We start from the raw sequence: 17,727 nt of genomic DNA on the forward strand, positions 1-17,727 counted from the left end.
GCGCCGATGATGCAGGATATCCGGTGGCAGGGCCTAGAATCGTTTGCACATCCATCGAGTATTGCGTCCAGCCGGCAGCTGCCGCACCATTGGCCCCATGTCCAGCGCGCCCCGCAAAACCCTCCTGATCGTCGACGACAGCCGCGTGTCGCGCATGATGATCCGTTCGCTGGTCACCGCGCATCGGCCGCAGTGGACGATCCATGAAGCAGTCAGCGGCGACGAGGCGCTGCGCATCGTGGCCGAGTCGGTGCCGGACCACATCACGATGGACATCAACATGCCAGGCACCATGGGCACCGATGTCGCCGAGCGCATTTCCCACGAGCATCCCGGGCTGCGCATGGTGCTGTTCTCGGCCAACGTGCAGGACAGCCACCAGTCGCGCGCACGGTCCATGGGCGCGAAGTTCGTGGCCAAACCCGTCAACGAGAAAAGCGTGCTGCAGGCGCTGAATTTTTTCGACGAGGGCCTGTGATCGAACTGACCGAGCTGCAGACCGACGCCCTGGCCGAAGTCTTCAACGTAGGCGCCGGCCACGCCGCGGCCAGCCTGTCGGAGATCGTGGGCGACGAGGTGCTGCTGTCGGTGCCGCGCATCGCGTTCTACCGGCGCAGCGAGCTGGGCACCGGCGTGCTGGCCCTGCAGGGCGAGCGCATCGGCGCCGTGCGCCAGGATTTCAGCGGCCCGTTCACGATCAATGCTTCCTTGCTGTTCACCGAGGACAAGGCGCTGGAGATCGTGCGCGAGATGATCGGCTCGCAGGTCAGCGTCGACGACCTCGTGGACTTCGAGCACGAGGCCATGTGCGAGCTGGGCAACATCATCCTGAATGCCTGCATGTCGGCCGTGGCCAACATGCTGGACATCGAGCTGGACAGCACCTTGCCCGAGTACGCGGTGGACCAGATGGACACCGTGATCGACGAACTCACGGCCGATCTCGGCCAGCCCATCGTGCTCGTGCTGCACATCGACCTGACCATCGAGAAGCGCGAAACCGACGGGGTTCTGGTGTTTTTGCTCAGCTCGGCTTCCTTCCACGAGCTGATCGCTGCCATCGACCGCTTCCTAGCGCGCATCTGAGTTCCCCGGGGTGCTGAACCGATGACGCCTTCAAGTGCGATGGTCAACTGGCCCTTGCTGGCGGATGCCGTGACCATGGGCCTGATCCTGCTCGACGAGGGCGGCCGCGTGCTGCACTGGAATGCCTGGGTCACGCGCCATAGCGGGGTGGCCCTCGCGCAGGCGCAAGGCCGGCCGCTCGAGGAGGTGTTCCCCGACGCCTTGCCGCAGCCGTTCCGCCAAGCCGTGCGCAATGGGCTGCAGCGCCGCCTGCCCATCGTGCTGTCCAACGTGCTGCACCACTCGCCGCTGCCGCTGTTCTCGCGGCACGAGCACCGCGCGGGCAACCTGCGCATGCCGCAGTCGGTGACGATCACGCCCGTGGCGCAGCCCGGCGCGCACCACCTGTGTCTGATCCAGGTGACCGATGCGAGCGTGGTGACCAAGCGCGAGCGGGTACTGCAGTCGCGCACCGACAAGCTCACGCGCGAGGCCGTGGTCGACGGCTTGACCGGCGTCTACAACCGCAAGTACTTCGACCAGAAGCTGAGCGCGGAACTGGAGCGCGCCCAGCGCAGCCACACGCCCGTGTCCCTGCTCATGCTCGACGTGGACAGCTTCAAGGCCTACAACGACACCTATGGCCATCCGGCCGGCGACCGCGTGCTGATCGCCATTGCGGACGCGGTGCGCGAGCAGGTCAACCGCGCCACCGATGTGCTGGCGCGCTATGGTGGCGAGGAGTTCGCCGCCGTGCTGCCTGCGTCCGACAAGCTCGGTGCGCAAGGGATCGCCGAGAAGATCCGCCGCGCGGTCGAGGCCCTGGCGATCCCGCATGCGGCTTCGACCGTGGCCGCGTATGTCACCGTCAGCCTGGGCGTGGCCTGCCACGATGCGCGCTCGCCTTGCACGGCCACCGAGCTGCTGGAGATGGCCGACCGCGCGCTCTACGACGCCAAGCGCAATGGCCGCAACCAGGTGCGCTGGACGGTCAGCGGCGCCTCGCCGCTGGACTCGTTCCCGTCCACGCTGCGCTGACGCGCATTACTTCGCGGTCGGCTTGGGCTGCGTGTCGTCGACCTTCACGGCGAACTTTCCGGCCAGGATCTCTGCCTGGCGCGCGCGCACCTTGGCCACGATGTCGGCCGGGACCTTCTTCTCGAAGGTGCCCAGCGGCGCGAGCTCCGAGCCCTTGTATTGCATGTGCGAGAACTTGCCGAAGTCATCCGCCTTGTACTGGCCGGCCTTGACCTGCCTGAGTGCCTCGTCGATCGTCGGCTCCATGTTCCACACGGCCGTGGCGACCACCGTGTCGGGGTACTGCGCCTGCGTGTCCACCACGTTGCCGATCGCCAGCTTGCCGCGCTCCTTGGCCGCGTCGCTGACGCCGAAGCGCTCGGCGTAGAGCAGGTCCACGCCCTTGTCGATCATGGCGAAGGCGGCCTCCTTGGCCTTGGGCGGGTCGAACCAGCTGTTGATGAAGGTGATGGTGAACTCCACCTGGGGGTTGGTCTCGCGCGCGCCGGCCATGAAGGCGTTCATGAGACGGTTCACCTCGGGGATGGGGTTGCCGCCCACCATGCCGATCTTGTTGCTCTTGGTCATGCCGCCGGCAACCATGCCGGAGAGGTAGGCGGGCTCCTGGATGTAGTTGTCGAACACGCTGAAGTTCGGCGCCTGCGGCTTGCCCGAGCTGCCCATCAGGAACATGGTCTTGGGGAAGTCCCTGGCGACGCGACGCGCCGCGGCCTCCACAGCAAAGGCCTCGCCCACGATGAGCTGGTTGCCGCCGTTCACGTACTCGCGCATGACGCGCTCGTAGTCGGCATTGGCCACGTTTTCGGTCGCCTTGTACTCGATCTCGCCGCGCGCCTCGGCTGCCTTGAGCGCCTTGTGGATGCGGCCCACCCACTGCTGTTCGAACGGCACGGTGTAGACCGCGGCGACCTTGAGCTTGGCCTGGGCCCAGGCCATGGACGGCAGGCCTGCAGCCAGGGCGATGGCAAGGGCGGTGGATTGCGTGAGCAGATGGCGGCGCTGGTGCACGGGGGAACTCCTTGAGGCGGCGGTGGATGGTGGATCGGGGACTTCAGTGCAACTGGAAGTGCGTGGCCAGCAGGTCGATGAGCTGCTCGGGGTCTTCCACGAACTGGATCAGGTTGGTGACTTCACCAGCACGGATCGTGCCCAGGCGCGTCATCTCGTCGATGCGCTGCTCCAGGCCCTTCCAATACACCTCGCGCTTGCCGAGCAGGTAGACGGGAACCGGGTCGAGTTGCTGGCTCTTGATCGACTCGATGATCTGGAAGGTTTCCCACTCGGTGCCGGTGCCGCCCGGGGCGATCACCACGGCGGCCGAGTGCAGCACCATCATCGATTCGCGCATCGCCACGCTGGAGAAGATCAGCCCGTCGCTGACGATGGGCTGGCCGCGGTAGGTCTGGAACGCCAGGCGCGCGTCGCCCTGGTCGCGCGCAGGGCCGTAGTAGGTGGTGTAGCCGATGCTCGGGCCGCCCGCCTCGGTTGCGCCGCGGCTGGCCGCTTCCATGATGCCGGGGCCGGCGCCCGTCAGGATGGGCAGCTTGTCGCCGTGCGCGCCGGTCCATTGCCGCGCGAACAGACGGATGCCCTGGTAGAGCTGCCCGTTGTCGGTGGCGGGCGCGCCTTCCTTGTCCTCGGCCAGGCGCGAGCTGCCGTAGATGGCGACGAAGCCGCGCGGGTACTTGCCGGCCTTGAAGCGCTCGGCGCAGTGCAGGTCGCGCGCCATGTCGGCGGCAGCCAGCCTGTTTTCCGTGCCCTTGTAGGGGCCGGTGTAGCTGGCGTTGGGGGCGGTGCTGGTGCAGGCGGCGTCGCCCGCCGGCGTGCTGGCGCAGCCCTGCAGCACCAGCAGGGCGGCCGTCGTGACAATCCACAGCGTACGCATGGCCGCCTGCCTACTTCGTTCCAAAAATGCGGTCGCCGGCATCGCCCAGGCCCGGCAGGATGTAGCCGTGGTCGTTGAGCTGGCGGTCGATGGCGGCGGTGTAGATCGGCACGTCGGGATGCGACTTGTGGAAGGCGGCGATGCCCTCGGGGCAGGTCAGCAGGCAGACGAACTTGATGGACTTGGGGCTCAGCTCCTTGAGCCGCTCCACGGCTGCGATGGCCGAGTTGCCGGTGGCCAGCATCGGGTCGACCACCACGATGTCGCGCTCGTGCATGTCGTGCGGCATCTTGAAGTAGTACTCCACGGCGGTCAGCGTCTTGGGGTCGCGGTACAGGCCCACATGGCCCACGCGCGCGCCCGGCACGATGTTGAGCATGCCCTCCAGGATGCCGTTGCCGGCGCGCAGGATGGACACGAAGACCAGCTTCTTGCCGTCGATCACCTTGGAGGTCATGGTCTCCAGCGGGGTCTCGATCTCGATGTCCTGCATCGCCATGTCGCGCGTGACCTCGTAGGCCATCAGGCTGGACAGCTCGTTGAGCAGCCGGCGGAAGGTGTTGGTGCTGGCGTCCTTGCGGCGCATCAGCGTGAGCTTGTGCTGCACCAGGGGGTGGTCGATCAGGTGGACGTTGGACATGGTCGGTTGTTCGAGTTGTTGCATGGTTCTAGAAGACGGTGCCATCGCTGTGGATGGCGAACGGTGGCGAGCCGCCACGCAAGCGTTGTGCCAGCAGGCGGCCGGTGGCCCAGGTGCCACCCTCGAGCACGCAGGCCAGCGGCATCTGCGCGGCCGCGCCGCCCAGCCGTGCGCGCACCAGCGGCGCCAGCGCATCGAGCAGCGCCACTGTCAGCGCGCGCCACTCGACGATCAGCTCGTCGCCCGGGTGCCAGACGCGGTTGGCGTTGGACGGCTCGGTCAGCACGAGCACGCCGGCGTCCAGCAGCAGGCCGCCGTTGCGGTACTCGGGCAGGCCGGTCAGCGCATCGACGCCATCGACATGCACGCCAGCCCACTGGAAGGGCTCCAGCAACGAGTAGGTCAGCCATTGCGACAGCTTGTGGAACGGCATCCATCCGGCCGTGAGGCCCGCGCCGGGCACGGCGTCGTGGCGCCAGCAGTCGCCGAGCGGAACGGTGCCGATGGCGTTCTGCGCGGGCCAGATCGGCGAGAGCGACATCAGCAGCTGCGACAGGATGTCGTGCGCGCTGATCGTGGCGGTGGGCGCGATCGTGGACGGCCCCAGCGGGCTCACCAGCATGTCGAACAGGCCGCCCGGCCGACCCTGCGGGCCGAACACCTCGGGCTGCGCTGCCAGCGTCTCGCCCAGCCGGCGCAGCAGCACCACGCGGCCGTCGATGCCGACCAGCGGGTTGACCGAACTGACCTGGAAGGCTGCGGCCAGCCGGTCGGCCACCAGGCCCCGCAGCGCGGCGGCATCGACCTGCAGCGGATGCGCCGGGTCGCTGGAGAACAGGCCGGCCGTGAAGGCGTGGAAGCTGGCCACCGCCAGGCCTTCGGAGCGCGTGAACACCTGGCCGCTGGCGGACTCGTGGTACTGCCAGTCCGGCCCGGCGCCGGCATCGAGCAGCACGCTGACGAGCGCCAGGTCGATCAGCGCGCGCGCCTTGGCGGGTGCGGCCAGGCCCGCCAGCCGCTTGTCGAGCTCGGCCTTGCGGTCCACGCCACCGGCCTCGAAATGGCGCCAGCGGCTGTGGAACGGGATCACGAGGCTGGGGTAGCGCTCACGCGTGAGATCGGCGACCTGTCCGGCCGCGGTCTGCAGCGCGGCGTCGTCGACCGTGAACCAGCGCGAGGCGCCGACACGGGCGCGTTCGAGCAGGTGGGAGGCGCGCTTGCGAATGGCCGTGGTCGTGCGCAGCGCGGCGGCCGCGCCCTCGGCGTGTTGCGTGTCCAGCTCGGAGCTGATGCCTTCGAACGTCATGCGAAAACCTCCGTGCTGCGCACTGCGGTGCGAGCTGGCTTGGGGCGGCCCGGTGCAGATGTCATGGGGGTACCTTCGCACTGCGTGCTGCGGTGCTGAGCCTCTTCAGGCGGCCGTGCGAGGCTCATGCGTCCAACCCCCGGCCCTTGGCCTTCTTGAGTTCCTCGGCATCCGGCACCACGCCAGGCGTGAAGTAGCCGGCTGCCATCTTGGCGTCCATCTCCACACGGGCGTCGTCGGGAATCAGCTCGTCCGGGATGTTCACGCGCACGCCGACCTCGATGCCCGAGCCGGTGATCGCGTCGTACTTCATGTTGCTCATGGAGACCAGGCGGTGGATCTTCTTGATGCCCAGCCAGTGCAACACGTCGGGCATGAGCTCCTGGAAGCGCATGTCCTGCACGCCGGCCACGCACTCGGTGCGCGCGAAATACTGGTCGGCCGTGTCGCCGCCCACCTGGCGCTTGCGCGCGTTGTAGACCAGGAACTTGGTGACCTCGCCCAGCGCCCGGCCCTCCTTGCGCGAGTACGAGACCAGGCCCACGCCGCCGCGCTGCGCGCCCTGGATGCATTCCTCGATGGCGTGCGTGAGGTAGGGGCGGCAGGTGCAGATGTCCGAGCCGAACACGTCCGAGCCGTTGCACTCGTCGTGCACGCGGGCCGTGAGCTCGACCTCGGGGTTCGCCAGGTCACGCGGGTCGCCGAAGATGTAGACGGTCTGGCCGCCGATGGGGGGCAGGAAGACCTCCAGGTCCGAGCGCGTGACGAGCTCGGGGTACATGCCGCCGGTTTCCTCGAACAGCACGCGGCGCAGGTCGGTCTCGCTGCACTTGAAACGTTTGGCCACCTCGGGCAGGTACCACACCGGCTCGATGGCGGCCTTGGTGACCACGGCCGCGCCATTGGCCGTGAGGAACTTGCCATCGGCCTTCAGCCGGCCCTTGTGCAGCGCCTCGATCACCTCGGGCAGGATGACGTGGGCCTTGGTCACGGCGATGGTCGGGCGGATGTCGTAGCCCGCGGCCAGCTCGGCAGAGAACACGTCGGCCACGGCCGCGCCCCAGGGGTCCAGGCTCACGATCTTGCCGGGCTCGCTCCACTGCGGGTAGGGGCCGATCAGGTCGGTGGGCGAGGTGTTGGTGAGGTCGGCCCTGTGCTCGCGCGACAGCGCACCGGCCGCCACGGCCAGCGCGCGGTAGATGCTGTAGGAGCCGCTGTGCGTGCCGATCACGTTGCGGTGGCTGCGCTTGGTGGTGGTGCCGACCACGGGGCCGCGCGCAGTGGGGCTGGCCGCGCCCCACTGCAGGGGCAGGGCGCCGAAGCCGCCGGCGTGCGAGGTGAGGCGGATGTGGCGTGGCGCGGGTGTCTCGGTGGAGGTGCTCACGATGGTTCCTTGGGGTTCGATTCAATGTAGCGATGCGGCATGCACGTGACAAGCTCGCACACTCTATGCCACAACGGGGCCGGCCCGCTCATGGACGTGGCAGCGCGAACGGCGGCGCGCCGGGCGCTGGCTCGTGCCGCAACCGCTGCCAGATGGCCTGCAGCGCGCCGCGCGTGTCCATGGGGCCGGTGACCGCGACGGGCGCGACGGGCTGCCAGGCGGCGCTCGCCGAGGCGCGCTCGGCGATCAGGTACTGGAAGCTGTAGGCGGGCTCGGCGCCCATGCGCAGGTCCGACAGCACGAGCCGGTCGCCATCGGCCACGGCCTTCATGAAGCCGCTGGAGAACCACAGCAGCCGGGCCACGGGCGGTGTGTGCGCGAGCGCCTGCAGCGCCGCGGTCTCGCCGGCATACGGCTGGAACCGCATGGGCCCGTGGTCGGCCCACAGCGAGCGGTAGCCTTCCAGCATGCCACCGGGCGTCATCACCACCACGCGCCACAACAGCGTGTTGAAGGGCATGGGCACCGAGAAGCGCGGTGCATCGGCCTGGCCCATGGCTGCCAGCGCAGCCTGCGCGTCGCGCTCGACCATCTGCTTGGCCAGCAGCGACCAGCCCAGGTAGGCGCTGCTCAGTACCAGGCCGGCGACCAGGAAGCGCTGGCCGATGGGCTTGGCGCCGACGACCAGGATGGCGATGAAGGCCACGAGCAGGGCCAGCGTGTAGCCCGGGTCGATGATGAAGATGCTGGACCACATGGTCGGGCGCAGCGGCAGCGGCCACCACAGCTGCGTGCCGTAGACCGTGAACGCGTCCAGCAGCGGGTGCGTGAGCAAGGCCAGCAGGATGGCGGCGAGCCAGCGGCGCGGTGCCTCGCGCACGGGCGCCCACCAGCGCCTGAGCAGCCACCACACGAGCAGCCCGAACACGAACAGAACGGGCAGCGCATGCGAAGGCCCGCGGTGCCAGGTGACGAGCGTCACGACGTCCACGCCCATCCACTTCATGGGCAGGCTGTCCAGGTCGGGCAGGGTGGCGAGCAAGGCGCCGGCCAGGGCGGCGCGCCGGCGGTGCGGTGCCGGCACAGCCAGCGCCGCCACGCTGCCGCCCAGCACGATTTGGGTGAGGGAATCCATCGGCCGCCAATGTAGCAGCGGGGGCCGCATACCCCTGGCTGCACTGCAGGGTTCGCGGACTGGCTAGACTGCGCAGCCATGTACTTCGACTACAAACCCGACGACCTGGACGTCCAGATCTCGGAGCTGCTGGTCGCCACCAGCGACTTCGCAGACCCTGATCTCCCGGCCCAGGTGACCGAGGTTCTGAAACTGCTGCGGGCGCGCCTGGACATGGACGTCGCCTTCGTCTCGCAGATCGCGGACGGGCAGCGCACTTTCAAGGCGGTGGACAGCGGGCCGGACTTCGCACCACTGCAGGTCGGCATGTGCAATCCGATCGAAGAGAGCTGGTGCCAGCGGGTCGTCGAGGGGCGCCTGCCTGAGCGCATGGTCGACGCCGCGCCCTTCATCGCCGCCGGGCTGGCGCCGAATCCGGGCCTGCCCATCGGCACGCACCTGAGCACACCGGTGCGGCTGGCCGATGGCTCGGTCTACGGCACCCTGTGCTGCTTCAGCCGCGGCGTGCGCGCGGGCGCGGACATCGACCGCCTGCGCTACACGGCTGGCCTGCTGGCGGCCAGGCTGTCGCCGGGCCAGGCCGCAGGCTAGGAGCGCGCGCCCGCGCTCGCTAGACGTGCAAAGGTCGGCGCAGCGCGCGCAGGCCGGCAAGCGCCAGCAGCGTTGCCACCAGGGCCAGCGCCGCGAGCTGGCGCCAGGCGATCGCCGCTGCAGAGGGTTGCTCCACAAAGCGCGGCTGCCGCGCGAAGTCCGCCGGCCCGAAGCGGCGCTCATCGAAAACATAGGGGTAGTAGAAGTGCCGCAGCTCGGCATGGAAGGCCGCGATGCGGTCCTGGTAGGCCAGCTGCGCGGGCAGGTCGGTGGCGGCCAGCCGGTGCAGCGCGGCCTGCGCGGCCACGGCCGGCAGCAGCCAGCCCAGCCGCTCGGTCCAGCGCTGGCGCGCCTGCAGGCCGGTGCGGTAGGCCTGCACACGGTCGGCCACATGCTCGTCGCCGAGCTGCTGGAAGGCGTAGTACCACTTCCAGTGAAAGCCCGCCGGGAGCGGCGCCGTGCCTTGCCACTGCGGATGGCTGCGGAAGAATTGCTGCATCGTGGCCTCGCGCGGCTCGTCCCAGGCGCCGTGGATCTCCTGGCGCTGGGCCAGCATGAGTTCCACGCCCTGGTGTACGGGCAGGGCGCGGGCCAGCGCGATGCTGGCCAGGGCAGGCAGCACCAACGTGAGCAGCGCCCAGCAGCCCATCAGCGCCGTGGCGTTGGCCGTGGACGTCCAGCCGCGCGTGCCGACCACAAGCGACAGCCCGGCCCAGAAGGCCAGGTACAGCGCGACGATGGCCAGGGTGGCGGCGAAGCTGGGCAGCGGCAGGCCGGCGACGACGGCGGCCAACCCCAGCGGCAGCGCCAGGCAGGCGAAGGCAGAGGCCACGCGCAGCGCCGCGCGGCGCCACCAGAGCCGGCCGGCGGCGCCCGGCATGGCGCGCAGCATGGGCAACCGGCCTGACTCACGCTCCGACGACACGAGGTCGTGCAGCAGCGCGATCACGAACAGCGGCGCCAGGTAGACCAGCACGAAGGCGAAGTCGAACGGGCCCGGCAGCGCCAGCTCGGGGTTGAAGGCCTCGCCCTCGTACAGCTGCGCCTGCAGCCCCAGCGCACGCACGCGCAGCACGTGCGGCGCCACGTCGCGCAGGCCCAGGGCGATGAAGGCCGCGCTGGCCGGCGGGTCGGCCGTGGCGTGGAAGCTGTAGTAGGCCGCGTAGCCCGCATCCCCGCTGCGCGCGATCTTGCGTTCGACTGCCGCCATGTCCTCGGCCTGCAGCGGGGCCAGGCGCGCGATGTCGGCGCGTTGGCGCCCGGTCTCGTGCAGGCCAGCCGCCAGCGCCAGGCTGGCCAGGGCCAGCAGCAACAGCAGCGCGCAGGCCGACAGGCGCGAGCGCAGCATCAAGCGCCATTCGTGGGCGATCCAACTCATCGTGTGCCCTTTCGAAGGTGGTTGGCCAGCAGCGGCAGCAGGGCCGCGAGTGCGGCAGCCCACAGCAGCAGCACCAGCGCGGGGCGCAGCGCGCGGCTGCGCATGTCGGCCGTTGGTTCGGCCTGGTAGTGGAACGCCGGGAAGCCCTGCCACAGCGCGCGGTCCACGCGGTTGTTGCGCGTGGGGTTGCGGTCGTCGGCGTAGCGCAGCTGCTCGGCCTGCAGCCGGTTGAGCGACTGCACCAGACCGTAGCGGTAGGCCTCGCCCTGGTCCAGAAAGCGCTTGTAGCTGGCCAGGTCGGTGCCAGCGGCGGCCATCGACAGCGTGCGCAGTGCGACGATGGGGCTGGCGATGCCCCATGTGGCGACCAGCGCGCCCTGTTCGGCCTGAAGCCTGAACGCGGCCTCGGCATGGCGGTCGAACAGCGCGCTGGTGAGGCGCTCTCCCTCCATACCGACGATGCCCTTGTAGTTGACGCGCAGGTCCTCCACGCGCGCGACGCCGTACTGCGCCAGGATCTTCTGGCGAAAGCTGGCGAAGTACGGGTCGTCGGGGTTGTGGCTGTCGCCGAGCGCAGCGAGTTCGCGTGCGACGGCGATGTCGGTCTCCAGTCGCGTGGGCAGTGGTTTGGCGACCTGTGCCGCCTCGGGCAGCAGGCGGGGCAGCAGGATCACGGTGACCGTCCACAGCGCGAGCAGGCCCAGCAGCGCATCGCGACGGCGCTGCAGCGCACCCGACACCAGCACGATGGCGGTCGACCACAGCAGCAACCACAGCGCATGGCCGGCCAGCAGCAGCGCGGCGGCCTGGGCCTGGCCCTGCGTCGCGGCGATCCAGCCCAGCGCCACGGCGGCCGGCAGCAGCAAGGCCATCGCCAACCCCGCCATGGCCAGCAGCTTGCCGGCCAGGATGGCCCAGGCACTCACGCCCTGCGCCAGCAGCACACGCAAGGTGCCGGCTTCGCGCTCGCGCGCCAGCGCCGCATGGCCGACGAAGACCAGCAGCAGCGGCGCCAGCACCTGCAGCACGAAGGCCGGCGTGAGCTGGCCGAAGCGCTGCAGCAGCGAGGACTGCCGCACGTCGCCGAAGTTGGCGCTGTTCTGGCGGTGGCCCTCCAGGAACAGCGTGTGGCCAGTGAAGCCGTCGATGCCGCTGTCGAACGCGGCCAGCGGGCTCAGCGGGCGGAACACGAACTGCCCGTAGTGCACCATGCGGTGCGGGTGCCGGTCGGGCTGGGCCTGGAACTCCTCGTCGACCTGAGCCTGGTAGCGCGCGCGTTCGGCCTGGACCGTGCGCTGGCGTTCATGGGCCGTGAGCGCGGCCGTGCACGACAGCACCAGCAACAAGACAAGTCCGAGCACCGCGACGCGGTCGCGTGCCATGCAGCGCCATTCCTCGCGGGCGATGCGCCAGGCCGCCTTCATACGGCCGCCTCCTGTGCATAGCGCCTGTGCAGCGCGCGCACGTCGAAGCGCTCGGCACCCGTGGCCGCCACTTCCTCGGCCAGGCGCCCGGCGCCGATGAAGCCGATGCGGTCGGCGATGTCGGCCGCGCTCAACAGGTCGTGCGTGACCATCAGGATGGCCACGCCCTGGTCGCGCAGCACGCCCAGCAGGCGGTGGAACTCGGCCGTGGCCTGCGGGTCGAGACCCGAGGTGGGCTCGTCCAGCAACAGGGCCGGCACATGGCGCGCCAGGGCCAACGCGATGGCCACCTTCTGCCGCATGCCCTTCGAGAAGCCGGACACGCGCCGGCCATGGGCGGCGGCGTCCAGGCCCGCGGCCGTGAGCGCGGCGTCGATGGTGGCCTGCGGCGCGGGCTGCTCGGCCAGGGCCAGCAGGTAGGCCAGGTTCTCGCGCGCGCTCAGGTGCTCGTACAGCGCCACGCTTTCGGGGATGTAGGCGATCTGCCGGCGCGCCGCGGCCGGGTCGCTCGCGGGGTCGGCATCCGCCACGCGCAGGCGGCCCGCACCGGGCTGCACAAAGCCCAGGAACAGGCTCAGCGTGGTGGTTTTGCCGGCACCGTTGGCGCCGAGCAGCGCGTAGATCTCGCCGGCATGCACCTGCAGGTCCAGCGAGTGCAGGATGGTGCGCCCGCCGTAGCCGGCGCGCACGCCACTGGCCTGCAGCACGGGGTGGGGGGGTGGAGTGGTGGTGGTCATGGTCGTTCAGAACCTGGCTTGCAGGCCCAGCGTCACGCTGCGTGCCGTGCCGGGCGTGACCCACAGCCGGCTGTAGGAGCTGGTGTAGGTGGTCTTGTCGAACAGGTTGTCCACGTCCAGCGACAGGCGGAGCAGGGGGTTCAGCCGCCAGTAGCCGACCAGCTTGGCCGTGGTGTAGGCCGGCAGTTCGAACGCGGGCGTGCCGGCATTGGCCTCGGCCTGCGTGCGGGCCTGGCCCAGGCGGCGGCCCATGTGAGTCACGCCGCCGCCGATGCCGTAGCGCTGGCCGTTGGCCAGCGCGTCGTCGTACACGGCCAGCAGGCTGCCGTTCACGCGCGGCACGTTCAGCAGCCGGCCGCCCACCTCCAGAGTGTTGTCGCGCAGGATCTCCACGTCGTTGAGTACCAGGCTGGCGTTCACGCGCCAGTGAGTGGTCAATTGACCCGCCAGGTCCAGCTCCAGCCCGCGGCTGCGCACCTCACCGGTGGCGATCGAGAACCCGGGGTTGGCCGGGTCGGCGGTGGTCACATTGCGCTTGCGGATGTCGAACAGCGCGGCGGTCGCGCCCATGCGGCGGTCAGCGCTTTCCCACTTGGCGCCGAGCTCCAGCGAGCGGCCGGTCTCGGGGTCGAAGCCCTGCGCGGCCGCGTTGGAGCCGGTGTTGGGCCGGAAGGAGCGGCCGGTGTTCGCGTACAGCGTCCATTGGTCCGCGGGCAGCCACGAGACACCGATGCGCGGCGAGGTGGCCGACGGGTCCTGCCGCGCTGTGTTGCCGGTCAGCCGGTTGTGCAGCGACTGGTCGTAGCGGTCCACGCGCACGCCGCCCACGAGCCGCCAGGCGGGCGTGAGCTTGATCGCGTCCTGCACGTAGAAGGCGGTGTTGCGCTGCTTTTCCAGCGTACTGGTGTTGGGGCCGGGCGTGGGCAGCGCCTGGCCGTAGACGGGGTTGCGGATGTCGATGGCGTTGGCCGCCGTGGCCGTGGGGCTGGCGCGCAGGGCCAGGGTGTCCATCTCGAAGCGGAAAGCTTCCACGCCCAGCAGCAGTTCGTGTTCCACCGCGCCCGTGGCGACCACGCCCTGCAGCTCGGCCTGCACGGCGATGTCGTCGGAGCTGTAGTCGCGAAAGCGGCGCTGGCGCGTGAGCGTGCCATCGGCGCGCAGGGCCGAGGCCTCGGTGGAGTAACCCTCGATGCCGGTGTCGCGGTACGACAGGCCGAAGCGGCTGCGCCAGGCGGCGTTCCACTCGTGCGACAGGATCAGCTGGTGCGTCTGGTTGGTGACGGTCACGTCGCCATCGGCAGGCTCGCCCAGGAAGCGGCTGCGTGGGATGGCGCCCAGCCGGTTGTCCACGGCCACCACGCCACGGTCCAAGGGCGTGGCATGGCGCAAATACTCGCCCGCGTACTCGAGCATCGTGTCGCGGCCCAGGCGCCAGGTGAAGGCCGGCGCGATCACGTGGCGTTGCGCGTTCACATGGTCGCGAAAGCTGTCCTTGTCCTCCACGGCGATGTTGAGCCGGTAAGCAAGGTTCTGACCGATGGGGCCGGTGCTGTCGAACGCGCCACGCTTCAAGCCGTGGCTGCCGACATAGCCCTCGACCGCGTTCGCGGCCTTCCACAGCGGGCGCTTGGAGACCACGTTCAGAGTGCCGCCCGGCTCGCTGCTGCCGTACAGCGCGGCTGCCGGGCCCTTGAGGAACTCGATGCGCTCCACGCCGGCCAGGTCGCGCGGCGCGTTGAAGCCGCGGTTGGACGAGAAGCCGTTGAGCAGGGTGGCCATGCCGGTGTTCTCGTTGCCGGGCAGGCCGCGGATGGAGACGTTGTCCCACAGGCCGCCGAAATTGTTCTGCCGCGAAACGCCGCCCACGTAGTCGAGCACGTCGTCGAGCCGGGTCGCGCCCAGGTCGTCGATGGCCTGGCGCGTGACGATGCGCACGGACTGCGGCAGCTCGCGCAGCGGCAGCTCGGTCTTGGCGCCGGCGGCTTCCTCGGCGTGGTAGGCGCCAGAGGCCGTGCGGCCGACGACTTCGACGGTGGAGAGTGTGGCGGGCGTGGTCTGCGCGAGCGCCGGGTGGGCGATGCAGGCCGCAACGGCCAGGGTGACGGGCGCAGGCGCGCGCCGCGTGGAGCGAAAAAGTGGAGACATGGAAAAAGCACGAAGAGCCGTGCCACGCACGAACGGCGGGCCAGGCGTGAGCCGAACAGCCGCAGCAGCGCCTGGGCGCCGCACGGCCACGAGAAGGAGGTGGGGTGCCGCCGGGAGCGGCGGCTCAGCTCAGTGCGTGCGGTGGATCGCGTGCCGCGAAAGGCCAGCGGCCTTCACCCGTCGGCGCGCCGATGCAGCGCTGCGGCCGTGCGTGCGTGGGTTCGCCCTGTGGCGTGGCCACGCCGCGGGGCGGCGCATCGGGCCCGGCCAGCCCGGCGTGGACCATGGACCAGGCGCAAACCGTCGCGCTGTGCTGCCCGTCTTCACCGTGCTCGCGGTCGGCCGCTGTCGCCAGCTCCACCAGCGTCTGCGGTGCCAAGGCCTCGCGCAGGTGGCCGGCCTCGTGCAGCGGCACAGCGACCACCGTGTGCAGGAACACGGTGGCCAGCAGGAACCGGAGCAGCAGGCGGCGTAGCGACATGGGGGCGTGGATCATAGCGAGCCGCCGTGGCAGGGCCCGCGGCAGCCGCTTCAGCTGTCCGCGTGCTGCGCGATCAGCCGCGACACGGCCTCGGATTCTTCGTGCGCGATCCAGTGCGAGGCGTTTGGAAAGCGCTGCACGCGCAGGTCGGGCACGACGCGCTCCAGGCCTTGCGCGCAGCCCGGCAGCAGGTAGCGGTCGCGCTCGCCCCACAGCAGCAGCGTGGGCGCACGCACCACCAGTGCGCTTTCGTCCAGCGTCGGCAAAGCGGGCTCGCCGGGCAGCGGCGGGAACAGCGTGCCGGCGCGGTAGTAGTTCAGCGCGGCGTCCAGCGCGCCGGGCTGCGACCAGGCGGCGACATAGCGGCTGCACGTGTCGGCATCGAACCAGGCGGGCAGGCTGCCGTCCTCCTCGCGCAGGCCATCGATGAGGTGCGCGCAGCCGTCGCGCGCCAGCCGATGCGCGGCGTCTGGCCGGCGGTACTCATGGATGTACTGGCTGGCCGCGGCCTGGGCCGGCGAGTCGCGCAGCTCGCGCAGGAAGATGGCCGGGTGCACGGCATTGAGGATGACGAGCCGGCGCACGCGCTCGGGATGCTGGATGGCCAGCGTGTAGGCGATGGCACCGCCCCAGTCATGGCCGACGAGCGTGAAGTCCCGGTAACCCAACGATTCGGCCAGCGCCACGATGTCGGCCGCCAGGCGCGGGGCCCGGTAGTCCTTCAGCTCGGGGGGCTTGTCCGACAGGTTGACGCCGCGCGTGTCGGGGGCCACCACGAAATGCGTGTGGCCCAGCGCGCCCAGCTGGTGCTGCCAGGCGAACCAGAACTCCGGAAAGCCGTGCAGCAGCACGATCAGCGGCCTGCCGGGCTGGCCACTGCTGGCGTAGTGCAGCCGGATGCCGTTGACCTGCGCGTACTGCGTGGTAACGGCTGCAGCGCTCACCGCTTGCGCCCGCCGAAGATCCCGCCCAGCACGCCGCGCAGGATCTCGTTGCCCACCTTGGTGCCCATGGTGCGCACCGTGGACTTGGCCATGGTCTGCACCAGGCCGTCGCGCTTGCCGCCGCGCGGGCCGGTGCTGCCGAACAGCAACTCGTTGAGCCCGCCCATCAAGCCGCCGCCGTCGGCCTGCTGGGTGGCGGCCTTGCTCTGTGCCTGCGCGGCGCCGGCCGCAGCCTCCTCGGTGCGGCCCTTGAGCTTCTCGTAGGCCGATTCGCGGTCCACCGTCTTTTCGTAGACACCGGCCACCAGCGAGTTCTGCAGCAGCACCTGGCGCTGCGCGGCGGTGATCGGGCCGATCTGGCTGCCCGGCGGCAGCATGTAGACGCGCTCGGTGATGCCGGGGCGTCCCTTGGGGTCCAGCAGGCTCACCAGGGCCTCGCCCACCGCCAGCTCGGTGATCGCGGCCTCGATGTCCAGTCCGGGCTTGGGGCGCATGGTGGAGGCGGTCGCCTTCACGGCCTTCTGGTCGCGTGGTGTGAACGCGCGCAGCGCATGCTGCACGCGGTTGCCGAGCTGGGCCAGTACGGTGTCCGGGATGTCCAGCGGGTTCTGTGTCACGAAGTACACCCCTACGCCCTTGGAGCGCACCAGCCGCACCACCAGCTCGATGCGCTCGACCAGCACCTTGGGCGCCTCGTTGAACAGCAGATGCGCCTCGTCGAAGAAGAACACCAGCTTGGGCTTCTCCGGGTCGCCGATCTCGGGCAACTGCTCGAACAGCTCGGACAGCATCCACAGCAAAAAGGTGGCGTACAGCCGCGGCGAATTCATGAGCTTGTCGGCCGCCAGCACGTTGACCACGCCCTGGCCGACCTCGTTGGTCTGCATGAAGTCGTTGATGTCCAGCATGGGCTCGCCGAAGAACCTGTCGCCGCCCTGGCCCTCGATCTGCAACAGGCCGCGCTGGATGGCGCCCACGCTGGCCGCGCTGATGTTGCCGTACTCGGTCGTGAAGGTCTTGGCGTTCTCGCCCACGTGCTGGAGCATGGCGCGCAGGTCCTTGAGGTCCAGCAGCAGCATGCCGTTGTCGTCGGCGATCTTGAAAACCAGGTTCAGCACGCCGGCCTGGGTCTCGTTGAGGTTCAGCATGCGGGCCAGCAGCAGCGGCCCCATGTCGGAAATGGTGGCGCGCACCGGGTGGCCCTGCTCGCCGAACACGTCCCACAGCTGCACCGGGCAGGCCAGCGGGGCAGGGGGCTCGATGCCGCGCTCGGCCAGGATGGCGGCCATCTTGGGGTTGGTGCCCCCGGGCTGGCTGATGCCGGTGAGGTCGCCCTTCACGTCGGCCATGAAGACTGGCACGCCGATCCTGGAAAAGCCTTCGGCCAGGGTTTGCAGGCTCACGGTCTTGCCGGTGCCGGTGGCGCCGGTGATCAGGCCGTGGCGGTTCGCGAGGCCGGGGAGCAGTTCGCAGTGGGTGTTGGTGTTCTTGGCAATCAGCAGTGGCTCGGCCATGGCAGGCTCCCGGGGAATGGAAAAGTAAAATCGCGCAGAGATTAAATCAAACCAGAGGGG

At 69.9% G+C, this 17,727-nt stretch carries 17 protein-coding genes; 4 read left to right on the plus strand and 13 right to left on the minus strand.

The features are described 5' to 3' along the window. Positions 1-97 precede the first annotated feature (97 nt). Genes ASF43_RS03220 through ASF43_RS03230 form a run of 3 tightly spaced genes read left to right on the plus strand, consistent with a single transcriptional unit; the run spans position 98 to position 2,103 of the window. On the plus strand, positions 98-478 hold the full coding sequence (locus tag ASF43_RS03220; RefSeq protein WP_056176537.1) for a response regulator transcription factor: 381 nt from the start codon (positions 98-100) through the stop codon (positions 476-478). Continuing rightward, a complete protein-coding gene (locus ASF43_RS03225) occupies positions 475-1,086 on the plus strand; it encodes a chemotaxis protein CheC (RefSeq protein ID WP_056176539.1) in 612 nt (203 codons plus the stop codon). Before ASF43_RS03220 ends, ASF43_RS03225 begins: the two co-directional genes overlap by 4 nt. A 21-nt stretch (positions 1,087-1,107) precedes the next feature. After that, a complete protein-coding gene (locus ASF43_RS03230; RefSeq protein ID WP_082497562.1) occupies positions 1,108-2,103 on the plus strand; it encodes a sensor domain-containing diguanylate cyclase in 996 nt (331 codons plus the stop codon). Between the two features lie 6 nt (positions 2,104-2,109). Here the strand turns inward: ASF43_RS03230 and ASF43_RS03235 are convergent, their stop codons facing one another. From ASF43_RS03235 to ASF43_RS03260, 6 genes are all read right to left on the minus strand, one after another. After that, positions 2,110-3,111, minus strand: coding sequence for a BMP family protein (locus ASF43_RS03235; protein ID WP_056176546.1), 1,002 nt, complete (start codon positions 3,109-3,111; stop codon positions 2,110-2,112). Between the two features lie 43 nt (positions 3,112-3,154). Then, positions 3,155-3,988, minus strand: a complete 834-nt coding sequence (locus ASF43_RS03240) for an LOG family protein (protein ID WP_056176549.1) — start codon at positions 3,986-3,988, stop codon at positions 3,155-3,157. A gap of 10 nt (positions 3,989-3,998) precedes the next feature. Beyond that, positions 3,999-4,628, minus strand: a complete 630-nt coding sequence (upp, locus tag ASF43_RS03245) for a uracil phosphoribosyltransferase (protein ID WP_056176552.1) — start codon at positions 4,626-4,628, stop codon at positions 3,999-4,001. A gap of 28 nt (positions 4,629-4,656) precedes the next feature. Further along, complete coding sequence (locus tag ASF43_RS03250; RefSeq protein WP_056176554.1) at positions 4,657-5,934, minus strand: URC4/urg3 family protein; 1,278 nt, start codon at positions 5,932-5,934, stop codon at positions 4,657-4,659. Positions 5,935-6,058: 124 nt separating this feature from the next. Further along, positions 6,059-7,318, minus strand: a complete 1,260-nt coding sequence (locus ASF43_RS03255) for a GTP cyclohydrolase II (protein WP_200932412.1) — start codon at positions 7,316-7,318, stop codon at positions 6,059-6,061. Positions 7,319-7,406: 88 nt separating this feature from the next. Further along, the gene (locus ASF43_RS03260; protein WP_056176558.1) at positions 7,407-8,453 is read right to left on the minus strand and encodes a metal-dependent hydrolase; all 1,047 of its coding nucleotides are present in this window, start codon (positions 8,451-8,453) and stop codon (positions 7,407-7,409) included. A gap of 78 nt (positions 8,454-8,531) precedes the next feature. On the opposite strand from ASF43_RS03260, the gene ASF43_RS03265 reads away from it, so the two are divergent. After that, the gene (locus ASF43_RS03265; RefSeq protein ID WP_056176561.1) at positions 8,532-9,044 is read left to right on the plus strand and encodes a GAF domain-containing protein; all 513 of its coding nucleotides are present in this window, start codon (positions 8,532-8,534) and stop codon (positions 9,042-9,044) included. Between the two features lie 19 nt (positions 9,045-9,063). On the opposite strand, the gene ASF43_RS03270 is transcribed toward ASF43_RS03265, so the two are convergent. The 7 genes from ASF43_RS03270 to ASF43_RS03300 form a co-directional block, all read right to left on the minus strand. Then, complete coding sequence (locus ASF43_RS03270) at positions 9,064-10,422, minus strand: DUF3526 domain-containing protein (RefSeq protein WP_056176564.1); 1,359 nt, start codon at positions 10,420-10,422, stop codon at positions 9,064-9,066. Then, entirely contained in the window at positions 10,419-11,846 is a 1,428-nt protein-coding gene (locus ASF43_RS03275; RefSeq protein WP_056176567.1) for a DUF3526 domain-containing protein, read from the minus strand. Before ASF43_RS03275 ends, ASF43_RS03270 begins: the two co-directional genes overlap by 4 nt. Continuing rightward, the gene (locus ASF43_RS03280) at positions 11,843-12,583 is read right to left on the minus strand and encodes an ABC transporter ATP-binding protein (protein WP_056176570.1); all 741 of its coding nucleotides are present in this window, start codon (positions 12,581-12,583) and stop codon (positions 11,843-11,845) included. The genes ASF43_RS03275 and ASF43_RS03280 overlap by 4 nt, the downstream gene beginning before the upstream one ends. 6 nt (positions 12,584-12,589) lie before the next feature. Next, positions 12,590-14,728: a TonB-dependent siderophore receptor gene (locus ASF43_RS03285; protein WP_056176579.1), complete on the minus strand. Its 2,139-nt coding sequence runs from the start codon at positions 14,726-14,728 to the stop codon at positions 12,590-12,592. Between the two features lie 124 nt (positions 14,729-14,852). Then, positions 14,853-15,209 carry a hypothetical protein gene (locus tag ASF43_RS03290; protein WP_156373115.1) on the minus strand — a complete coding sequence of 119 codons (357 nt, stop codon included), beginning with the start codon at positions 15,207-15,209 and terminating at the stop codon, positions 14,853-14,855. 50 nt (positions 15,210-15,259) lie between these two features. Continuing rightward, positions 15,260-16,153, minus strand: a complete 894-nt coding sequence (locus ASF43_RS03295; RefSeq protein ID WP_056176584.1) for an alpha/beta fold hydrolase — start codon at positions 16,151-16,153, stop codon at positions 15,260-15,262. Then, complete coding sequence (locus ASF43_RS03300) at positions 16,150-17,667, minus strand: helicase HerA-like C-terminal domain-containing protein (RefSeq protein WP_056176587.1); 1,518 nt, start codon at positions 17,665-17,667, stop codon at positions 16,150-16,152. Before ASF43_RS03300 ends, ASF43_RS03295 begins: the two co-directional genes overlap by 4 nt. Between the last annotated feature and the right edge of the window lie 60 nt (positions 17,668-17,727).

This window comes from Pseudorhodoferax sp. Leaf267 (genome assembly GCF_001422405.1).
GTDB lineage: Bacteria > Pseudomonadota > Gammaproteobacteria > Burkholderiales > Burkholderiaceae_C > Pseudorhodoferax.

What these genes read in the sequence shown, in the direction of transcription:
- upp (WP_056176552.1), bottom strand. Translation starts at nt 4,628, where the DNA reads ATGTCCAACGTCCACCTGATCGACCACCCCCTGGTGCAGCACAAGCTC.
- ASF43_RS03280 (WP_056176570.1), bottom strand. Translation starts at nt 12,583, where the DNA reads ATGACCACCACCACTCCACCCCCCCACCCCGTGCTGCAGGCCAGTGGC.
- ASF43_RS03300 (WP_056176587.1), bottom strand. Translation starts at nt 17,667, where the DNA reads ATGGCCGAGCCACTGCTGATTGCCAAGAACACCAACACCCACTGCGAA.
- ASF43_RS03265 (WP_056176561.1), top strand. Translation starts at nt 8,532, where the DNA reads ATGTACTTCGACTACAAACCCGACGACCTGGACGTCCAGATCTCGGAG.
- ASF43_RS03275 (WP_056176567.1), bottom strand. Translation starts at nt 11,846, where the DNA reads ATGAAGGCGGCCTGGCGCATCGCCCGCGAGGAATGGCGCTGCATGGCA.
- ASF43_RS03220 (WP_056176537.1), top strand. Translation starts at nt 98, where the DNA reads ATGTCCAGCGCGCCCCGCAAAACCCTCCTGATCGTCGACGACAGCCGC.
- ASF43_RS03270 (WP_056176564.1), bottom strand. Translation starts at nt 10,422, where the DNA reads ATGAGTTGGATCGCCCACGAATGGCGCTTGATGCTGCGCTCGCGCCTG.
- ASF43_RS03250 (WP_056176554.1), bottom strand. Translation starts at nt 5,934, where the DNA reads ATGACGTTCGAAGGCATCAGCTCCGAGCTGGACACGCAACACGCCGAG.
- ASF43_RS03290 (WP_156373115.1), bottom strand. Translation starts at nt 15,209, where the DNA reads ATGTCGCTACGCCGCCTGCTGCTCCGGTTCCTGCTGGCCACCGTGTTC.
- ASF43_RS03260 (WP_056176558.1), bottom strand. Translation starts at nt 8,453, where the DNA reads ATGGATTCCCTCACCCAAATCGTGCTGGGCGGCAGCGTGGCGGCGCTG.
- ASF43_RS03240 (WP_056176549.1), bottom strand. Translation starts at nt 3,988, where the DNA reads ATGCGTACGCTGTGGATTGTCACGACGGCCGCCCTGCTGGTGCTGCAG.
- ASF43_RS03230 (WP_082497562.1), top strand. Translation starts at nt 1,108, where the DNA reads ATGACGCCTTCAAGTGCGATGGTCAACTGGCCCTTGCTGGCGGATGCC.
- ASF43_RS03285 (WP_056176579.1), bottom strand. Translation starts at nt 14,728, where the DNA reads ATGTCTCCACTTTTTCGCTCCACGCGGCGCGCGCCTGCGCCCGTCACC.